Origin of the sequence: Ruegeria arenilitoris, assembly GCF_013030265.1 — a bacterium.
Lineage (GTDB): Bacteria > Pseudomonadota > Alphaproteobacteria > Rhodobacterales > Rhodobacteraceae > Ruegeria > Ruegeria arenilitoris_E.
The window spans coordinates 327,516-347,086 of sequence record NZ_WPZQ01000001.1 but is presented as its reverse complement, the minus strand read 5'-3'; the positions used below and the strand labels follow the sequence as shown (position 1 = coordinate 347,086).

Here is a 19,571-nt window from a genome sequence, read left to right as displayed (position 1 = left end):
CCTAGCGCATCCGCAGCGCGCCGTCGATGCGGATGACCTCGCCGTTCAGATATCCCATCTCGACAATGAACCCTGCCAGCCGCCCGTACTCTCGCGGATCGCCCAGACGAGGCGGATTGGGCACATCAGCCGCCAGTTGCTGCTGCACCTCTTCCGGCAGACCGGCCAGCATCGGGGTCATGAAGATACCCGGCGCAATGGCCATCACCCTGATACCGCTGGGGGCAAGGTCACGCGACATGGGCAGGGTCATACCGACCACACCGCCTTTGGACGCGGCATAAGCAGCCTGACCCTTTTGGCCGTCAAAAGCTGCAATCGACGCCGTGTTGATGATCACACCGCGCGCGCTGTCTGACTCCGGGTCGTTCTTGGCCATTTCGGCCGAGGCAAGGCGGGATACGTTGAACGTACCAACAAGATTGATGTCGATTGTGCGCTGGAAAGCGTCCAAAGGGTGGGGGCCATCTTTGCCAACGGTTTTGATGCCATAGGCGATACCGGCGCAGTTTACTGCCGCAGTAATCTTGCCCATTTTTTCGACTGCCAGAGCGATGGCTGCAGCAACGGATGCTTCGTCGGTTACGTCCGTCTGTGCAAAATGCCCACCAATCTCAGCCGCAACCTGCGCGCCGCGCTCGGCATCACGGTCCAGGATCGTGACCTGTGCACCATTTTCGGCAAAGTGACGGGCGGTGGATTCTCCCAAACCCGACGCGCCGCCTGTGATAATGGCGGCAGTGGTGGACAATTGCATGGCGGGCTCCTCTTCCCGTAATATGAACATGTGTTCAAATAATCGGAAGAGCCTGTTGCTGTCCAGTCATGTGGTGAAGGGGGAAGTCATGGAATGTCGGCGATGAGCCCTAAGTTCAAATTTCTGCACCGTGCATCAATGCCGGAAGTGCAGAAGAAAGCTGTCGTTGAGTGTTCTATTCAAACCGCACCTTCTTCACTTTTTGGGTTGTGCTTTTGCTCCCAAGGGGTGTCTCATACAAATTGTAATGTGATCATTGGATCTTAGCCGTGTTCGACGCGTCGACATACCTCGCGATAACATCGATTGCAGTCATAGGCACTGTTCACGTCTTCTGCGTGTCTTTTTACCGGAGATTCCCCGCCCTAGCAGGCTGGCTTTCTGATTTTTCATCTGGGATCGGACTTGGCTATGCTTTCCTTTTCTTACTGCCAAAAATCGGTGAATTGTCGGCCGATTTGGCTGCAAATGGGAAATGGGAAAACTCGCTGTTCGGTTATTCGCTCCTAGGATTTCTCATTTACTACTTGCTGGAAGCCAGTCGCGACACGGGGGCCGATAACAGGTTGTCGCTTGGCTTGGACACAGTGGCGCTTGGAACCTATAATTGCTTGCTTGCCATTACCGTCATGCAAACGACGGGAACATCACCTGAGCTGTACGCTGTTGGAACGTTGGCCTATTCATTGCATTTGTTTGGGGTGAATATCTTTCTCTATAAGACCCACCCCGGACACATGTCTGGATGGTTACGCGCATACTTTGTCGCGTCGCTTGCAGTCGGCATATTGATAGGTCTCAACGCAGACAAAAGTAGCATGATTTATTCAATTGCAACTGGGTTGACAGGGGGTGTGATAATAGCCCTGTCTCTTCGGGTCAAACTACCCAGCCTTTCGGCAGTGAATACAAAAGCTCTGTTGATTGGTGTGGTGTTTGCTGCGGTCGCAGTTGAGGTCACCCGATACTAACCCGACGACACTGCTAAGTCATTCCGTAGTATAAGCCGAGCCATTTGGCTCAGCTTGCTAGATTAAGATAATCTGAAATTCATTTACTCAAAGTCTCTGCAATTTTTTTCATTGCAACCATAGAGTCCAGGTACATAGGTGTGTTTTGAACTTCTGGCTGGCTTGATAGCTTCACCATAACCACATTGGCTTCCTGGTTCACATACAATAGCTGTCCATAGACACCGATACCGTAGAACGCACCTTTTTCTCTATCTTTCACCCAAACTTGATTACGGTAGTGGAAGCCTTCAAACACCTCTGCATATGCGCTTTTCTCATAAGCTGCGATAACGTCATCATTTGCTTGAATCGTGTCAGCTATCCAATCTGGAGGAATAACTTGAGTGTCGTTAACCCTTCCGTTGTCCAGCATCATTATGCCAAATCGCAATAGGTCACGAGAGCTGGTAAATAACCCACCACTCGTTTGCACAATCTTTTTGGGCCCTAGTTCGCTATATGCAGGGTCTTGAGCACCGATGCCCTGCCACAACTCGGCCAGTACATCCAGATAGCTTTCTCCAGTTGCCGACTCGATCACCATACCCAGCAGCGCAGATAGCACTGAACGGTAACTATAAACTTCACCGTCTTCTACCAAGGTCTCGCGATCACTAAGAGAGATCATGTACTCCTTAACGCCAGACTCTGTATCACAAATTTCAACTTTTTCAGAGAGGTCCTGACCAAACGCACAGAACAGATCACCGGCATCGTCTAAGTAGCCGCTAGAAGCATCTTTCCAATCAACAGCAGCGGTCATATCAAGTAGGTGTCTAACCGTTGTATTTTTGAATGCTGGGCCTTCCAACTCTGGCAGGTATTCGGTGATCAGTTTTTCAGGATCTAATTCTCCCGCCTCAACCGCCAGCCCCGCTGCCATACCCAACACTGTCTTGGTGATCGAGTGAATGCGGTGAGGCGTATCAGCTCTCATGCCATTGAAGTACTTTTCAGCGACCAATTTGCCATCGTGATAAATCAAAAAGCTATCGGTATGCGTTTGATGCAACCAATCGTTGATGTTCTGTTCTTCACTATTGCTAGCTGTGAAAACAAAAGTCTCAAGCTCAGTTGGGTATGCCGCTTTTTCCAAAGTACGTACCCAATCTGACGGTGGAACTCGTGCTAATTCGCCAAAAACATTTGTGCCTTCAAATATCCAAGGGCTTCTATCTACAGAATCAACGGTTTCATCCCAGAAATAACCAGCCTCTGCGCTTGCTGGTTGTGTAGAAGCAGTAAACACAGCACCGGAGGCCAAAAGAGCGATAGCAATAGCGGAAGTCACTAACTGCTTGTTTGCATTTCTTTTCATTTTGGGGATCTCCGTCCGACTAGGCAATCTCCAAGCAATCCAGCCACGCTTGAGCTCTGGTGTCTAGCCTCTTGTGTTTGGGCCAGAGGCTGCCAAACGACTACGAACTAATCTCTGGAAGGACAGCTTAGTAGTCGCAAGCGACGGATGGCAGATACTGTGCGTTAGTCGCCTTGAGCATAAGGCGGCTTTGTCCGCAAACTGAGCATTCAACAGATACAAATGGGTCGAGCCTTCAATTGAAAACGGCCACCCCGATGGGTGGCCGTTTTCAATGGTCTGACTAGGGTCGTTTACCCCAACTGAACCAATGCGTGGCGCTTTTTACCTGCGCTCAGCTTGATGGGTGAGGACAGCGCGCCAGCATCAATCATCAGACCGGCATCGGTCAGGGGCGCGTCGTCCATCTTGGCGCCGTTTTCGGCGATCAGGCGCTTGGCCTCCTTGCCGGATTTTGCCAGACCGGACTTCACAATGATCTGCACGATCGACATGCCATCACCCAGCTCATCCGCGCTGAGGGTCAGTGTGGGCAGATCGCCCCCGACACCACCTTTTTCGAATACTTCACGCGCTGTCGCTTCGGCGGTCGCAGCGGCTTCGGCACCGTGCAGCAGGGTGGTGACCTCGTTGGCCAGGCGGATTTTGGCCTCGTTGATCTCGGACCCGGCCAGAGCGCCCATCCGGTCGCATTCTTCGACAGGCAGTTCGGTGAAGATTTTCAGGAACCGGCCCACATCGGCGTCGGTGGTGTTGCGCCAGAATTGCCAGAACTCGTAGGACGACAGCATATCGCCGTTCAACCACACAGCGCCGCCCTGCGACTTGCCCATTTTACGACCGTCGCTGGTGGTCAGAAGGGGCGTGGTGAGGCCATAGATCTCGTGATCCAGCACCCGGCGGGTCAGGTCTATGCCGTTGACGATGTTGCCCCACTGGTCTGAACCGCCCATTTGCAGAACGCAGCCATAGCGGCGGTTCAGCTCGAGGAAGTCATAGGCCTGCAGGATCATGTAGTTGAATTCGAGGAAGCTCAGCGATTGTTCACGATCCAGCCGTGATTTCACCGATTCAAAGCTGAGCATCCGGTTGACCGAGAAATGCCGCCCGATGTCGCGCAGAAAATCCAAGTAGTTCAGGCTGTCCAACCATTCGGCGTTATTCAGCATCAGAGCGCCGGTTTCACTGTCGTCATAGGACAGGTATTTGGCAAAGACCTGCTTCATACCTGCGATATTGGCGTCGATTTGTTCGGGGCCCAGCAGTGGGCGTTCATCAGAACGGAACGAGGGGTCACCCACCTTGGTGGTGCCACCGCCCATCAGGGTGATCGGCTTGTGCCCCGTTTTCTGCAACCAGCGCAGGACCATGATGTTCATCAGGTGACCCACGTGCAGTGACTGCGCCGTGGCGTCATACCCGATATAGGCAGTTTGCACCCCGCTGATCAGTGCCTCATCAAGGCCCTGATAATCGGTGCAGTCGGCGAGAAAGCCGCGCTCGATCATCGTGGCGATGAAATCCGATTTGGGGTGGTAGGTCATGTCGTGCCTCGGGTTAATGTTGCGGGGCACTGTATAGGCGGCGCTGTGGGTAAGGAAAAGGCACCTTTTCCATGAAAAATGACCTTATTGCTGCGTTGTTGCACCCGCAGTTTTGGTAGGTGGCAGACCAAAGGCATAAAACATTGCGATCAGGTTGAGAGCCGCAAGAACAATGAGCGGTGTGACCGGGTCGTGAAAATGCGCCACCGCACCAAGGATCGCAGCGAATACTATGCCGACAACCCCGGCACTGACATCTCCCAGAGCAACAAGATAGGGGCGTTCCTTTTCGTTGGTCTTTTCGATGATGTAGAGGTAGCGGCCATAGATTACACCGTTGCCGCCCAGCGACAAAAGCATGATGACCAGCGCATACAGCCAGACGTTTTGGGCGTAGCCGGTGAAGGTGAATCCCAGTGCGATGATGGCCGAAAGTGCAGAAATCAGGCAACCCAGCCACATCACGGGTTTGACGGAGATACGCCCACTGAGCCAACCCCAGACAATCGATCCGATCACAACGCCTGCACTGGCGCCGATCACAAAATAGCTGAGCGAGTGTTTCGTGCCCACGTGGAAAGTTGCTGCGTGTATCGTGTAGAAGGGCATGGCAAGTTCAACCGAGACAAACAGCAAGCGCGCGAACAGGAATTTGCGATACCATCTGTAGGCCATGCCTGTTTTGAAGCCGGTGACAAGCTCGGCCATCGGCTTCGGTTTTTTAATCTTGGGGGCAGGATGAAGTCTCTCTTCCTCGAATATGCGTACGCCGGCAAAGCTGATGCCTGCCGCAAACATTGCTGTCACGCCGCACCACATGACGACGATGTGACGCTGCATCGGTTGGTCTGATACCAGAAGATCTTTGGTAATCCAGACCACAATGATGGCCAGAATTCCTGAGATGGTGGCTTGTGCAAACACCATGCGGTTGCGCTTGGCGTCGGGGATCGAGATTCCATAGATCTGACTGGTGCCCAGGCTGGTGATACCTTGGCATAGCCCCATGACCACTGCTGTTGTCAGGAACAAAAGAACGATCATGACATTTGGCAGATCGGTCGCGAAAAGGGCGACCATCGCCAGTACCGCACCGGTCAGGATGTTGGGGACATAGACGGCCAGCTTTGCGCGGGTGGCGCGGTTGATGAAGGGCGACATGAAGATTTCGGCGATCAATCGCGACCCGGTGACAAAGGGCAACAAGAGCCCGGCAAAGAAGGTTGGCGCCCCCAGCGCAAGGTAGAGAAAGGGCAGAACGAGTGTCGGATTGACCAGTTGCCCACCGATCGTGGCCAGCGCACCAGACCAGAAGATCAGCTGATAGTTTCTGCCCTCTGCCGGGGGGCTTACCTTAGGCGTTTGCGTCTGTGCCATTTATCAATGGGCCATCTACCGTTTGATCCAAGCTCGCACGATACCGTCTGCTCCGGGCCAGCTATGACTTAGTTGAACGATCTGTGTGAGCAGAATGCTTGCCGATTTATTAACTTGTTGCAACGATCACGGGGTTTCCGGGTTAGGTGTGCCGAAGAGCGGGCGCGTAGTACGGGTGTTGGAGTTTGGTCTCTCCGCACAAAAAACACATTCCCCGGTATTCATGCGCCTTGCCTTGCATTTGCAATCGCGGGCAGGGTGAACACGCCGTATTGCAAGAGCCGTATGCAGCCAAGCAGGAGATAACGTGGTGAAGCAAGCCATCAAACGGGTTGGGGCGATCAAGGCTCTGGGTGCGATGTCAGGCACCTCGCTGGACGGTGTGGATGCCGCTGTGGTCGAAACAGACGGGCAGTCCATCTTTGGCTTCGGAGAGTCGCGGTATCGGGCGTATTCTGATGAAGAGCGTACAATGCTGCGTGGCGCGCTTGGGCAGTGGCACGGGGCAGAGGTGGAAAAGGCCGGTGAATTGGTCACCCATGCTCACGCAGATGTTCTGTCCGAATTCGAGGATGTGGACCTGATCGGCTTTCATGGTCAAACGTTGGCACATGAGCCGCGCGGTCGGGGGACGCTGCAGGTAGGTGACGGCATCGGGCTGTCGCAGGCGCTGGGTTTGCCCGTAGTTTGGGATTTCCGCAGTGATGATGTTGCCATGGGTGGCGAGGGTGCACCCCTGGCGCCGTTTTTTCACTTCGCCTGTGCCAAATGGATCGGTGCCGACACACCAATCTGCTTTCTGAATCTGGGTGGTGTCGGGAATCTGACTTATGTGGACCCGTCCTTTGATGGTCCGGAAATGCCGGGGGCATTGCTGGCCTTTGATACCGGGCCTGCAAATGCGCCGGTAGATGATCTGATGCAGGCGCGCTTGGGCAAACCGATGGATCGGGATGGCGCTGTTGCCCGCGGCGGTACGGTCGAGACCGGAGCGCTGGAGTTGTTTCTGGCTGAACCGTTCTTTGCCCGGATGCCGCCGAAATCGCTGGACCGCAATGACTTTGCCGAAATGATTGGTCTGGTGAAGGAACTCAGCGATGCGGATGCAGTTGCGACGCTGACCGGGATGTGCGCGGCTGGCGTTGCACAGGGAATGGAACACTGCCCGAAACCGCCCGCACGGGTTTTGGTCACGGGCGGCGGACGACACAATCCGGTTCTGATGGAGATGCTGCGTGTCTCGTTGGATTGCCCGGTTGAGCCTGTTGAGGCCGTCGGGCTGGATGGTGACATGCTGGAGGCGCAGGCCTTTGCCTATCTCGCCGTCCGGGTTGCGCGCGGGATGCCGACCTCTTGCCCGGGAACGACGGGGGTGCAGGCGCTGGTAGGGGGCGGTGTTGTTTCTGCCCCGATGCGAGGAGCAGTCAGCAGCGCCTAGCGCGTGATCGATCGCGCATAGTCTGCCGAAAATTCTGTATATCCGTCTGATGTCGACTTCAGGTGTTTCTGTGTCCATTCATGGAACACCGGAAGCTGATGGAACGGGACGTTCGGAAAGGAATGATGCTCGGCATGGTAGGGCATGTTCCAGGCCAGAAAACGGACGATCCGGTTGGTAAAAGTAGTCCGCGAGTTTTCGAGCATATTTGCCACTGGTGGGCAGAGCCCGTGTTCAGCCAGCAGATAGATGCGCAATACCGGTTGCGCGACGAGAACGGGCAACAGCCAGACCCAGAAAAGTGCCGGTGAAAAGAACAGGCTCAAGGCAGCAAGTGCATAAATGCCGAGGAGAATGCGGGCTTCAATCTTCATCGCGCCATGCTGGCGTGCTGGCAGATAGGGGGCGTCGATACGACCCAGTGCGTTAATCACCAACACTTTTGCCATTCCGCTCCAGTAGAACCAGCCGCTGAGATAGATCAACAGGCTGCCCCAGCTGTCAGGGCGCGGTTTTCCACCAAGCTCGGGGTCACGCTCCGGATCGTTTGTCCATTTGTGGTGCGCGAGGTGGAAATACCGGAACCACACAAAGGGCAGGGCGATCGGAACTGAGATCAGGTGCCCGACTGCCTCATTCAGCCAGCCCGACTTAAACGGCGTCTTGTGAGTGCATTCGTGGCTGAGCGTGAACAGAAACACCAACAGGATGCCTTGCGGCAGGATCAGCAACGGCCAAAGCGGGACCTGCATCAGAATTCCAGTGCTGATCACCGCTATTGCAGTGAAGTAAAGCACCAGATGCTTCAGCCCGGCTATATCCGAGCGTTGTTGCAGCTGGTTTTTGGCTTCCGGTGGCAGCGAGGCTATCAGGGCGCGATGATCCATAACGTGACATTAGATGCCCAGTGAAATGGATCAAGCCCTTGTCGCGGGCGCTAGGGTCTAACCGCGCGGGATGTCGAAATCGGGCTCTGCCAGTTCGAAACCATCGAATTCGAATCCGGGGGACACCGTGCAGCTGACCAGCGTGTAGTCGCCGGTGGTGCGGGCGGCTTGCCAATGTCCTTTGGGGACAATCAATTGGGGGGCACCCTGAGACAGGTCTGGTGACAACAGGTATTCGGTGGCCGGCCCCTGATCGGTTTCACTGAGCGACAAGATCAGCGGTGCGCCGGAGTGATACAGCCAGATCTCAGTCGCATCGACACGGTGCCAGTGGCTGCTTTCTCCCTCCTGCAGCAGGAAATAAATACAAGTGCCGGTGGCACGGCCTTCATTGTCGGCTCTCCATGTTTCCTTGAACCAGCCACCCTCGGGATGTTGTTGCAGGCCGAGGTGATCGATGATGTCTTGCGCTGTCATTGGGATCCTCTTGTATTTTCGCGCGATTATGCACGGGACAGGACGATCCGCTATGGCAATCGTCAGCACAGGCCATATGTTTGCGACATGACCCTGACGATCCCCTTCGACAACAGTTACGCCCGGCTGCCGGACACCTTTTATTCCCGACAGGCCCCCGAGCCCGTACGTGCACCGCATCTTATCGCCTTCAATAAAGATCTCGCCAGTATACTGGGGATCTCGGTCGGAGACGTGAAAGAGATGGCCGAGGCCTTTGCAGGAAACTCTGTGCCTGATGGAGCGGAGCCTTTGGCGCAGCTCTATTCCGGGCATCAGTTCGGGCACTATAACCCTCAGCTGGGGGACGGGCGTGCCGTATTGCTGGGAGAGACGGTAGGCACCGATGGTATCCGGCGGGACATACAGCTGAAGGGGTCAGGCCGTACGCCTTATTCCAGACAAGGAGATGGACGCGCCTGGCTGGGGCCTGTGCTGCGCGAATACGTCGTGTCCGAGGCGATGCACGCGCTGGGCATTCCGACCACCCGCGCGCTGGCGGCTGTTGAAACCGGTGAGGTTGTCCTGCGTGAGGGACCAATGCCCGGTGCAGTGCTGACCCGCGTGGCGCAGAGCCATCTGCGCGTGGGTACATTTCAGGTGTTTGCCGCGCGCGGACAGCTGGACAGTCTACGGCGGCTTACTGAATACGCCATTGCCCGCCACTATCCCAAAGCCGAAGGGCCCATGGGATTGCTGCGCGCAGTAAGGGATGCGCAGGCAAGCCTTATTGCGCAATGGATGAGCGTGGGTTTCATCCATGGGGTTATGAATACCGACAATTGCTCGATCGCTGGCGAGACCATTGATTATGGTCCCTGCGCGTTCATGGACACATATCATCCCAACACGGTCTATAGTTCCATCGACCGCATGGGGCGCTATGCCTATTCCAGTCAGCCTGAAATCGCGGTGTGGAATGTCGCACAACTGGCCACAGCGCTGATCCAGCAGATGGAAGACAAAGAAGCCGCTGTTGAGGAAGCGACCGAGATCGTTCATGCGATGCCAGCGCTGTTGCAGGAAAACTGGATGATGAGGTTCCGTGCCAAGATCGGTTTGACAACAGAGGACGATGGTGATCTGGACTTGCTGTCTGATCTTCTCACCCGGATGGCGCAGAACCAGGCGGATTTCACTAACACCTTCCGTGCGCTGGGCAGCGAGAATGCGCGGGATCAGTTCACCGACCCCGTAGCCTTTGACGATTGGGCTGAGGGTTGGCGCGTGCGACTGCAGCGTGAAGAGACACCGCAGAAGGTCATGAAAGAAGCCAATCCCGCCTTTATCCCGCGCAACCACCGGGTCGAACAGATGATCCAGGCTGCTGTGAAAGGCGACTATGAGCCCTTCCACAGGCTGGGTTCGGTACTGGCAACGCCATATCTCGATCAGCCGGAGAATGCAGACCTGACCCGTCCACCAACAGAGAGCGAAGTGGTGCATGCGACTTTCTGCGGGACCTGAACCAGTTTACTGGCTTGTCTGATAAGGATTGATGGAATCTGGCCAGCGTCGTGGGTGTTTTGTGATCATCAGAAACACATCCGATCCATCAATCGCCTTGCGCGCATCGCTGATCAGGCGAAGGTTCAGGTCGTCGATCTGCTCGGCGGTGACGGGGCGGCCGGGATCATAGTAAACGGTTACGAGGAAAGAGCGGCCCTGTTTGGTGACTGACATGTCCTGGAGGGTGCCGCCGTCTTCGGTTAGCGTTGCACGAAGCGCGCGACGGGCCGTAGCCAGATGCTCGGGGCTGGCGACGACATTTGCCAGCTCTCCCAGACCACCGCGAAAGTCGCGCACGTAGGAACCTATGGCCAACAGGCAGAGCAACAGTACGATGATCGAGTCGCCAATTGGTGCGATTGGGGCCAGTGGTCCGTCTCGGAACATATAAATGGCTCCCAACCCGATGCCGGCGGCGGCCGTGATCAGCCCGTCGAACAGCGCAGCTTTGGATTCAAGCCTGAGGATCGAGCTGACCTTACCGGTCTTGCGCCATGTAAAATGATGGAACGCCCAGAGGAACAAACAGGTTAGTCCGATGACAGCGAAATAAACGAACATCGGTGCGAAGTTCAGCGGCTCGGGCATCATGCCATTGAAATAGCTATAGATGTTCTTGGCTGCGTTTGTGATCGCGAATAGCACAAGTCCCAGCAGTGACAGAGACCTGAAGGTCGAAAAGATCGCCTCGTCCGCAGCATAGCCGAAGGGACGCAGTTTGTCGGGACCCGCATCGACACGCTGGCTGATCCGACGCCCCAGAAAGGCCGATCCGAACCCGATCAGCGAGAACAGGCCGTCCATCATGATCGCGTTCGAATTGGACAGCACACCAGCAACGATCCCTGCTGCGGCCATGAACAGATTGCCCCACATTGCGATCACCAGAGAACGACCTTCCAGACGTTTGGTGCTGCTTGTGTTCTGTGTTGCCATTTTATGCGATCCCGATGTGGTCTCAGACGCTTCATCAATAGCCATTTAGGCAAGTGGGGCCAACACTTGCGCGGATGTTTTGAAACTCGGGGTTGCACTGCGTCGAAGGCAGGGCAATCTTAGGGGCTGAACGATATTTCAGGACATCATGACCCGAGCATCGACCTTACGGCTGGCCAGCTACAACATACAGAAATGCGTCGGGCTGGATTTCCGCCGTCAGCCTCAACGCATCATGCAGGTGCTGGATCGGTTGAAGGCCGACATCGTCGTGTTGCAGGAGGCCGACAAGAGACTGCCGCCGCGGCCAGCCGCGCTGCCGCATTTCATGCTGGATGAGGCAGGTTGGCAGATTGTTGATCTTGGCGGGGCTGGAAGCCTTGGTTGGCACGGGAATGCCGTGATCTGGCGGGGGGAGGGGATCTCGGTCCAGCAGACCGGTCATCATGAACTGCCAGGGCTTGAGCCGCGCGGGGCCGTGCGGGTTGAGTTTGATACGCCCATCGGACCGTTGCGTGTGATGGGGATGCACCTTGGTCTGTTGCCTGCGTCGCGGCGTCAGCAGATTACCCATATTCGCAGATGTGACTCGGATCTGAATCAGATGCCAACAGTTTGGGCCGGGGATTTCAACGAATGGTCTCGGCAGCCCGTGCTCGATAATCTGGCCCCGGATATGCGGTTCCTGCCGCCAATGCCCAGCTTTCCCGCGGCGCAGCCGTTGGGGGCACTGGATCGCATCGCATTGGGTGATGGGCTGCGCGCCATGGCACATGGTGTGCACGGCGAGCGGCCTGCGCATATCGCCTCGGACCATCTGCCGATCTGGGCAGACCTTCAGCGGGTTGCGTGAATTGCCCTGCCGTAAAGCGCATTTCCCCTGTGGCGCAAGCGCGCCAGACGTACTAAGACAGAAACCCGAACAAGTCTGAGGGGTATCATGTCGGACACGATCATCGCACGTTGCGAAGCCAAAGGGCTGCGCATGACCGGTCAGCGCCGGACCATTGCCCAGGTCCTTCAGCAAAGCGAGGATCATCCTGATGTCGAGGAACTGTACGCCCGCGCCTCGGCCATAGATTCGGGTATCTCGATTGCAACAGTCTATCGGACCGTGAAGCTGTTCGAAGAAGCCGGCATTCTTGAGCGGCTGGAGTTCGGTGACGGGCGCGCGCGGTACGAAGACGCCGAACGGGACCATCACGACCACCTGATCGACATGCAGTCCGGAGAGGTGATCGAATTCGTCGATCCCGAGATCGAGGCATTGCAGGAAAAGATCGCCACAAAGCTTGGGTATAAGCTGAAAGGTCACCGGCTGGAGCTGTACGGCGTCCCGCTGGAACAGGACTGATCCATCACGAAACGCGATTGGTCGCCTCACGGCAATTCATCAAACCTGTCGTAATATGGCTTGCTACGTCGCAATAGTTACGCTTTTGCTGACGTAAGGGCGCAGATTTTTGTCAGCCCATCCCTACGGACACGCGCATGAATAACGTAAACGGCATTTTGCTGATCATCGGATCGATGGCGGCCTTCTCACTTGAGGATATGTTCATCAAGCATCTGTCGATCAGTGTATCGACGGGGCAGATCATGATCGTGTTGGGTCTGTTCTGCGGGCTGGTCTTTGTACTGATGTCTCTGGCGACCCGTAAACGCATCTTTGATCCAGTGGCGTGGCAACCGTTGCCATTGGCCCGAGCCGGGGCCGAAGCGGTTGGTGCTTTGACCTTTGTTACCGCGCTGTCGCTGGTCGAGCTGTCCACGGTCGCTGCAGTGTTTCAGGCGATGCCGCTAGCCGTAACCATGGGCGCGGCGCTGTTTCTGGGTGAACATGTCGGATGGCGGCGCTGGAGTGCGATTGGTATCGGCTTTGTCGGTGTCCTGATGATCATTCGTCCCGGGCTTGAGGGTTTTGAGCCCGAGTCGCTGTTCGTCGTAGCCACCGTGATTGCCATCGCCGCACGAGACTTGCTGACACGTAAACTGGATGTTCGTGTACCTTCATCCGTTGTCGCCCTGCAGGCCTATATCGCTGTCGCGCTGGCAGGGGTGGCGTTGATGGTGTTTTCAGCACAGCCGGTCGTGCCGTTGCAGGCGGTACAAGTTGGTCCTTATCTGGGTGCCATCGGCTTTGGAGTTCTGGGCTATTACGGCATTGTAACGGCCATGCGCATCGGAGAGGCCTCGGCGCTGACGCCGTTCCGCTATACCCGTCTGGTCTTTTCGATCGCCGCCGGGATGCTGATGTTCGGGGAACGCCCCGATGCGATGACGATCGCAGGTGCATCGCTGATCATCGGGTCGGGCATGTACACCTTTATCCGTGAACGCAGGCTGGCGCGCGAAATGGCGGTCGCGACCTGACGGATCGTCGCACGTTGGCGCAAACAGGAAAATGTTAGCCCTAAAGGCCGGAAAATAGGCGTGTTAGCGATAACGGAGCCGGTTTACTTTTTGCCCGGTGCTGTTATGAGGCATGCAACCAAAGTCATCTTTAGGGACCGGTATCATGAGCACCATCATCGACATCCATGCACGCGAAATCCTGGACAGCCGGGGTAACCCCACTGTTGAGGTGGACGTTATTCTGGAAGACGGCACCATGGGCCGTGCCGCTGTACCTTCGGGCGCGTCGACCGGTGCCTATGAAGCCGTCGAAAAACGCGATGGTGACAAGTCCCGCTATATGGGCAAGGGCGTGCTGGAGGCCGTGGCAGCAGTGAACGGCGAGATCGCCGAGGAACTGGTTGGTTTTGACGCGACCGAGCAGGTCGCCATCGATCAGGCGATGATCGAACTGGACGGGACCGAGAACAAGGGCCGTCTGGGCGCCAACGCCATTCTGGGTGTCTCGCTGGCGACAGCCAAGGCTGCTGCGGATTTCACCACACAGCCTCTGTATCGTTATGTCGGTGGCACTTCGGCCCGTGTTCTGCCTGTTCCGATGATGAATATCATCAACGGCGGTGAACACGCTGATAACCCGATCGACATTCAGGAATTCATGGTCATGCCGACGTCGGCCGCGAATATTCGCGAAGCCGTGCGCATGGGGTCTGAGGTCTTCCACACGCTTAAGCGTGAGTTGTCGGCGGCTGGTCTTGCCACCGGTGTTGGCGACGAGGGCGGTTTTGCCCCTAACATCGCATCCACCCGCGAAGCACTGGATTTCATCCTGCAGTCCATTGAAAAGGCAGGCTACAAGCCGGGTGAGGAAATCCACCTGGCGCTGGATTGCGCAGCAACCGAGTACTACAAGGACGGCAAATACGTCCTGTCGGGCGAGAACATCTCGCTGACGTCAGAGGAAAACGCTGAGTATCTGGCGGCTCTGGTCAAAGACTACCCGATCATCTCGATCGAGGATGGCATGTCCGAAGATGACTGGGATGGTTGGAAGGCCTTGACCGACGCCATCGGTGACAAGGTGCAACTGGTGGGCGACGACCTGTTCGTGACCAACCCTGCACGTCTGGCCGAGGGGATCGAGCGTGGCTGCGCGAACTCGATGCTGGTCAAGGTAAACCAGATCGGATCGCTGACCGAAACGCTGCGCGCTGTCGATATGGCCCACCGTGCACGTTACACCAACGTTATGTCGCACCGCTCAGGCGAGACCGAGGACGCCACCATTGCTGATCTGGCGGTTGCAACCAACTGCGGTCAGATCAAAACCGGCTCGCTGGCGCGATCGGACCGGTTGGCCAAGTATAATCAGCTGATCCGGATCGAGGAATCGCTGGGCGAAGTTGCTGAGTACGCAGGCGCGTCGATCCTTCGCAAGTAACTACTGTGATGCTATGTTGATACTTGGGTATTTCCCGGGGATCGTATTTTGCTGAGTATTATCAAACCAGAAACGCCGGACCAGCTGGACGCGGTTCGGCGTTTGTGTTGGGAGTATCGAGATTTTCTGCTGACGCTGGACGAAAGATCGGTGCAAATCGTTCAGGCTGTCTATCCACAGGAAAAGTATGCCCGCGTGTTGGAGGCGATCGAAACCGATCACATGCCGCCCTCTGGTGGGATGAGGTTGGCGTTGTTGAATGAACAACCGATAGGGTGCGGGATGTTTCACACGCTTGAACCCGGGGTGGCAGAAATCAAGCGAGTGTATGTCAACGAGCAGGCACGCGGCACCGGCGCGGGCTGTGCGATCATGCTGAGTCTTATTGAACAGTGTCGGAGTGATGGATTCGAATACATTCGGATGGACACGGGAAAACCTCTTGAGGCGGCGACTCAATTGTACCTGTCCTTAGGCTTTCAGTTGCGTGACGCGTATTCAGATCTGCCAGAGATTGTCGAAGGCCATCTTCTGTTCTTTGAAATGTCACTACGCCCGGATCAAACTGGGTCGGACACTAAGGGCTAAGATATCATTTTGAAATTTTGACCTACTGAGTACCAAAAGTAGGGTTATAGGCAAATATTCGCCGACATAAATATCCTTATGTGTGAACTTGTACCTAACGAGACAGGCGCATCGTGACCTATGCTGCTTGCATTGCAGAAAGGAGAACACGATGCCTGTATCCAAATTCCTTCTGGTAATTTCCGCGCTTTCTCTGGGACTGATGGCTGCCTGTGCAGGCCCGGGAACCTATCCGATCACCGGTCAAAAGGTGTCGTCGGATGACCCGGTTCAGGAAATGTACAATCCAAATGTGATCTTCCGCGGGGAGTCGCGCTAGAGCTTCTTGCTCATGAGCGCATAGCGGTCGCGCAGCTTGAAGCCTGTCCGAAGATAGAGCTTTTGTGCTGACTCGTTCGTGCGGTCGACTTCCAGATGCAGGGCGGTCAGCCCTGCACCAGCCAGCGCCTTGGGAAGTTCAAGCAGAACCTCTGTGGCAATTCCACGGCCTCGGACTGCAGGGCGGATGTAAATCTCATCCACAAAACCGTCCATTCCGCCGAATTCGACGGACCAGCCGAATGTCAGGATGATATAGCCCAGTGGCGCGCGGCCCGGCCCGATGAGATAGATGCAGCCATGAGGGATGCCTTCGAGCAGGGGGAGCAGCGCTTCGCGCAGTTGATCGGCATCCTGTTCGATGCCTTCCTCGGCGTGAAAGGCAGAGACGAGGGTCATCAGACGGTCAAGATCGTCCGGGCGGGCGAGGCGCAGTGCGGCAGTCATAGCCGCGCCAGCCGTTCGGTGAGCAGGTCAAAGAACCCGTCCGCATCCACATCGCCGATAAACAGGGCGTTGGGTTTGCGATCTGTAACGCCCCACCAGTCGGCGACGGTCATGCCCATAGTCAGTTCGGACTGGGTTTCAATTTCGACGTTCACGTGCCGACCTTTAAACAGCTCGGGCTTGATCAGATAGGCAGTCACGCAAGGATCATGAAGTGGGGCACCTGCGCTGCCATATTTTTCCTTGTCGAAACGTTCGAAGAAATCGGTCATCTCGGCAACAGCAATACCAACCTTGCTTCCCAGTGCACGGAAGGCGTCGTTGCGGGGCTTTGTAACCAGCGCCTTGTGCGTCACGTCCAGAGGCATAACAACAATTGGAACGCCAGATTTAAACACAATGTCAGCGGCTTGCGGGTCAACGTGAATGTTGAATTCAGCCGTGGGGGTGATGTTGCCAACCTCGAAATAAGCGCCACCCATCAGAATGATTTCCTGTACGCGTTCAACGATGTCAGGCGCTTTCTGAAAGGCGGCTGCGATGTTGGTCAGAGGGCCCAGCGGACAGAGGGTGACGGTACCCGGCTCATGCGTGCGTAGGCTGTCGATGATGAAATCGACAGCATGGCCTTCGGTCAGTTCCATTTGTGGGTCGGGCAGATCAGGGCCGTCGAGGCCAGTTTTGCCGTGTACATGTTCAGCGGTTACCAGAGGGCGGTTCAGCGGTCGATCACATCCGGCATAAACCGGCACATCGGTATGGCCCGCCAATTCGCAAACGATCCGCGCGTTTTTGGCGGTCAGATCCAGCGGCACGTTACCTGCGACTGCGGTAATGCCCAGAACCTCGATCTCTTCGGGACTGGCCAGCGCCAGCAGGATCGCGACGGCGTCATCCTGTCCGGGGTCTGTATCGATGATGATCTTGCGCGCAGTCATGGGTGGCCTCCGGGATATTGAAGGACGGACACTGGCAAGTGTCGCCGCTGTTGTCTAGCAAATTTACGCGCTTCCACGGGCCGTGTTTGCCATTGCTGGCGGGAGTTTGCCGTTGGCGCGATGTTCTTCGGTTTTGACCTCGTCCCAAAGAGCATCCATTTCCTCGAGGGTGCTGTCCGTCGGGGTTTTACCCCGATCAGCCAGCCGTGCCTCGACTTGCTCGAACCGGCGGGTGAACTTGGCGTTGGTGCGGCGCAGAGCGGCCTCGGGCTCGATACCCAAATGACGACCCAGATTTACCATCACAAAGAGCAGATCGCCGAATTCATCCTCAAGCGCGTCTGCGTCCATACTTTCGCGCGCCTCTTCCAGCTCGGCGGCTTCTTCGGTGATTTTGGCCAGCACGTGGCTGGCATCGGGCCAGTCAAACCCCACGCGAGCCGCACGCTTTTGCAATTTGTGCGCCCGCAGGAGGGCCGGCAGGTTGGCAGCTACACCGTCCAGTGCACCTTGCTGTTCCTTGCCTGCGCGTTCGGCGGCTTTGATCGTTTCCCAGTCCTTCGTCTGCTGTTCAGCCGATTTGTCGCGGGATTCATCGCCAAAGACATGCGGATGGCGGGCCACCATCTTGTCGGACATGGTCCGCACCACATCCTGAAACGCGAAATGACCGGCTTCTTCGGCCATTTGGGCGTGGAACACGGACTGGAACAACAGGTCGCCCAATTCGCCCTTCAGTTCATCCCAGGCCTGCCGTTCGATGGCGTCTGCGACCTCATAGGCTTCTTCAATCGTATAGGGCGCGATAGTGCCGAAATCCTGCTCGATATCCCACGGACAACCGGTTTCCGGGTCACGCAGACGGCGCATGATTTCCAACAAACGTTCGATACCTGCGTCCGAGTTATGGATCAGCGGATTTTCAGCCATTGCGAAGCCCCTTATTCCGGTGTCAGATGCATCCATCTCGCAGCTTGGATCAGGAGTCCACCCCAGATGCCCGTCGTCAACCGAATTGCCGATTTTGCCACCGACATGGCCACATGGCGCCAGCACCTGCATACAATCCCTGAGCTGGAATTCGAATGCTACGAAACAGCGGCATTTGTTGCTGAGCGTCTGCGCGAGTTTGGCGTGGATGAGCTGCATGAGGGGATCGCCAAGACCGGTATCGTCGCGATAATCAACGGTCAGGGCGAAGGACCGACGATTGGCCTGCGGGCGGATATGGACGCGTTGCCGATTCCCGAAGAAACCGGCGTTGACTATGCCTCGAAGAATCCAGGCAAGATGCACGCCTGCGGCCACGACGGGCACACAACGATGTTGCTGGGGGCTGCACGTTATCTGGCCGAAACCCGGAACTTTCGCGGCCGGGTTGCGTTGATTTTTCAGCCTGCCGAGGAAGAGGGCGGCGGCGCCGGGGTTATGGTTCAAGAAGGAATTATGGACCGGTTCGACATCGCGCAGGTTTACGCGCTGCATAACGCGCCCGGCTTTGCGGAAGGCTCGTTCTATACAACGCCGGGTCCGATCATGGCTGCTGTCGATACGTTCGAGGTTCACATTCAGGGTGTCGGTGGACACGGGGCCATGCCGCATGAAACGCGCGATCCGGTCATGGCGGCCTGTGGCATTGCGCAGGCGATTCAGACCATCGTCAGCCGTAATCACTACGCTCTGGACGATCTGGTTGTGTCGGTGACGCAAATCCATACCGGCACGGTGAACAACGTGATCCCGGACACCGCCTATATCAACGGCACGGTACGGACCTTCGACCCGGCGGTGCAGAAGATGGTTATGGAACGCATGGAGCAGATCGTGCAGGGACAGGCCACGTCGTACGGGGTTGAGGCGCGGCTTGAATATGATGTGAGTTATCCCGCCACGATCAACGACCCGGAAAAGGCCGCTTTTGCCGCTGACGTGGCGCGCGAGGTTTCGGGGGCCGAGCGGGTCACCGAAAACACCGGTCGCGAGATGGGGGCCGAGGATTTTTCATACATGCTGCAGGAACGACCCGGAGCCTATCTGTTTCTGGGGCAGGGGGACGGTGCGGGGCTGCACCATCCAAAATACAACTTCAACGACGAAATCGCGCCGGTGGGTGCATCCTTTTTCGCGAAGATCGTGGAAAAGGCGCTGCCTGTGGCTTGACGTCAGCGCGCGTCGCCAGCCCATCGGGA

At 56.4% G+C, this 19,571-nt stretch carries 20 protein-coding genes; 10 read left to right on the top strand and 10 right to left on the bottom strand.

Going from position 1 to position 19,571, the window contains the following annotated elements:
• Position 1: 1 nt before the first annotated feature.
• Positions 2-757 carry an SDR family NAD(P)-dependent oxidoreductase gene (locus GOX61_RS01775; RefSeq protein WP_170330810.1) on the bottom strand — a complete coding sequence of 252 codons (756 nt, stop codon included), beginning with the start codon at positions 755-757 and terminating at the stop codon, positions 2-4.
• 338 nt (positions 758-1,095) lie between these two features.
• Between GOX61_RS01775 and GOX61_RS01770 the strand changes: the two genes are divergently transcribed.
• The gene (locus GOX61_RS01770; protein ID WP_170330808.1) at positions 1,096-1,728 is read left to right on the top strand and encodes a hypothetical protein; all 633 of its coding nucleotides are present in this window, start codon (positions 1,096-1,098) and stop codon (positions 1,726-1,728) included.
• Positions 1,729-1,807: 79 nt separating this feature from the next.
• On the opposite strand, the gene GOX61_RS01765 is transcribed toward GOX61_RS01770, so the two are convergent.
• The 3 genes from GOX61_RS01765 to GOX61_RS01755 form a co-directional block, all read right to left on the bottom strand.
• Positions 1,808-3,088 carry a serine hydrolase domain-containing protein gene (locus GOX61_RS01765; RefSeq protein WP_170330806.1) on the bottom strand — a complete coding sequence of 427 codons (1,281 nt, stop codon included), beginning with the start codon at positions 3,086-3,088 and terminating at the stop codon, positions 1,808-1,810.
• Positions 3,089-3,381: 293 nt separating this feature from the next.
• Positions 3,382-4,632, bottom strand: a complete 1,251-nt coding sequence (gene tyrS, locus GOX61_RS01760) for a tyrosine--tRNA ligase (RefSeq protein ID WP_170330804.1) — start codon at positions 4,630-4,632, stop codon at positions 3,382-3,384.
• 84 nt (positions 4,633-4,716) lie between these two features.
• A complete protein-coding gene (locus GOX61_RS01755) occupies positions 4,717-6,009 on the bottom strand; it encodes an MFS transporter (protein WP_170330802.1) in 1,293 nt (430 codons plus the stop codon).
• A 340-nt stretch (positions 6,010-6,349) separates the two neighbouring features.
• Between GOX61_RS01755 and GOX61_RS01750 the strand changes: the two genes are divergently transcribed.
• On the top strand, positions 6,350-7,447 hold the full coding sequence (locus GOX61_RS01750; protein WP_437436572.1) for an anhydro-N-acetylmuramic acid kinase: 1,098 nt from the start codon (positions 6,350-6,352) through the stop codon (positions 7,445-7,447).
• Here GOX61_RS01750 and GOX61_RS01745 read toward each other — a convergent pair.
• Both GOX61_RS01745 and GOX61_RS01740 read right to left on the bottom strand, forming a co-directional pair.
• Positions 7,444-8,334: a fatty acid desaturase gene (locus GOX61_RS01745; protein ID WP_170330798.1), complete on the bottom strand. Its 891-nt coding sequence runs from the start codon at positions 8,332-8,334 to the stop codon at positions 7,444-7,446. The genes GOX61_RS01750 and GOX61_RS01745 overlap by 4 nt on opposite strands.
• 57 nt (positions 8,335-8,391) lie before the next feature.
• Complete coding sequence (locus GOX61_RS01740; protein WP_170330796.1) at positions 8,392-8,811, bottom strand: cupin domain-containing protein; 420 nt, start codon at positions 8,809-8,811, stop codon at positions 8,392-8,394.
• Between the two features lie 87 nt (positions 8,812-8,898).
• On the opposite strand from GOX61_RS01740, the gene GOX61_RS01735 reads away from it, so the two are divergent.
• Complete coding sequence (locus tag GOX61_RS01735) at positions 8,899-10,317, top strand: protein adenylyltransferase SelO (RefSeq protein WP_170330794.1); 1,419 nt, start codon at positions 8,899-8,901, stop codon at positions 10,315-10,317.
• A gap of 6 nt (positions 10,318-10,323) precedes the next feature.
• Here GOX61_RS01735 and GOX61_RS01730 read toward each other — a convergent pair whose 3' ends face one another.
• On the bottom strand, positions 10,324-11,295 hold the full coding sequence (locus tag GOX61_RS01730) for a cation transporter (RefSeq protein ID WP_170330793.1): 972 nt from the start codon (positions 11,293-11,295) through the stop codon (positions 10,324-10,326).
• 148 nt (positions 11,296-11,443) lie between these two features.
• Here GOX61_RS01730 and GOX61_RS01725 point away from each other — a divergent pair, with 148 nt between their 5' ends.
• The 6 genes from GOX61_RS01725 to GOX61_RS01700 all read left to right on the top strand — a co-directional run bounded on the left by GOX61_RS01725 (position 11,444) and on the right by GOX61_RS01700 (position 15,998).
• Positions 11,444-12,148 carry an endonuclease/exonuclease/phosphatase family protein gene (locus tag GOX61_RS01725; protein ID WP_155150789.1) on the top strand — a complete coding sequence of 235 codons (705 nt, stop codon included), beginning with the start codon at positions 11,444-11,446 and terminating at the stop codon, positions 12,146-12,148.
• Between the two features lie 87 nt (positions 12,149-12,235).
• On the top strand, positions 12,236-12,649 hold the full coding sequence (locus GOX61_RS01720; protein ID WP_170330790.1) for a Fur family transcriptional regulator: 414 nt from the start codon (positions 12,236-12,238) through the stop codon (positions 12,647-12,649).
• Positions 12,650-12,786: 137 nt separating this feature from the next.
• A complete protein-coding gene (locus GOX61_RS01715) occupies positions 12,787-13,668 on the top strand; it encodes a DMT family transporter (RefSeq protein ID WP_170330788.1) in 882 nt (293 codons plus the stop codon).
• A 145-nt stretch (positions 13,669-13,813) separates the two neighbouring features.
• A complete protein-coding gene (eno, locus tag GOX61_RS01710; RefSeq protein ID WP_170330786.1) occupies positions 13,814-15,091 on the top strand; it encodes a phosphopyruvate hydratase in 1,278 nt (425 codons plus the stop codon).
• 48 nt (positions 15,092-15,139) lie between these two features.
• Positions 15,140-15,679, top strand: a complete 540-nt coding sequence (locus GOX61_RS01705; RefSeq protein WP_170330784.1) for a GNAT family N-acetyltransferase — start codon at positions 15,140-15,142, stop codon at positions 15,677-15,679.
• A 151-nt stretch (positions 15,680-15,830) separates the two neighbouring features.
• Positions 15,831-15,998, top strand: a complete 168-nt coding sequence (locus GOX61_RS01700; RefSeq protein WP_170330782.1) for a hypothetical protein — start codon at positions 15,831-15,833, stop codon at positions 15,996-15,998.
• Here the strand turns inward: GOX61_RS01700 and GOX61_RS01695 are convergent.
• The 3 genes from GOX61_RS01695 to mazG form a co-directional block, all read right to left on the bottom strand.
• A complete protein-coding gene (locus GOX61_RS01695; RefSeq protein WP_155150776.1) occupies positions 15,995-16,444 on the bottom strand; it encodes a GNAT family N-acetyltransferase in 450 nt (149 codons plus the stop codon). The two genes, GOX61_RS01700 and GOX61_RS01695, sit on opposite strands and share 4 nt — an antisense overlap.
• Complete coding sequence (locus GOX61_RS01690) at positions 16,441-17,382, bottom strand: nucleoside hydrolase (RefSeq protein ID WP_170330780.1); 942 nt, start codon at positions 17,380-17,382, stop codon at positions 16,441-16,443. Before GOX61_RS01690 ends, GOX61_RS01695 begins: the two co-directional genes overlap by 4 nt.
• A gap of 63 nt (positions 17,383-17,445) precedes the next feature.
• The gene (mazG, locus tag GOX61_RS01685; RefSeq protein WP_170330778.1) at positions 17,446-18,312 is read right to left on the bottom strand and encodes a nucleoside triphosphate pyrophosphohydrolase; all 867 of its coding nucleotides are present in this window, start codon (positions 18,310-18,312) and stop codon (positions 17,446-17,448) included.
• A 66-nt stretch (positions 18,313-18,378) separates the two neighbouring features.
• On the opposite strand from mazG, the gene GOX61_RS01680 reads away from it, so the two are divergent.
• Positions 18,379-19,542 carry a M20 aminoacylase family protein gene (locus GOX61_RS01680; protein WP_170330776.1) on the top strand — a complete coding sequence of 388 codons (1,164 nt, stop codon included), beginning with the start codon at positions 18,379-18,381 and terminating at the stop codon, positions 19,540-19,542.
• The last annotated feature ends 29 nt before the right edge of the window (positions 19,543-19,571 follow it).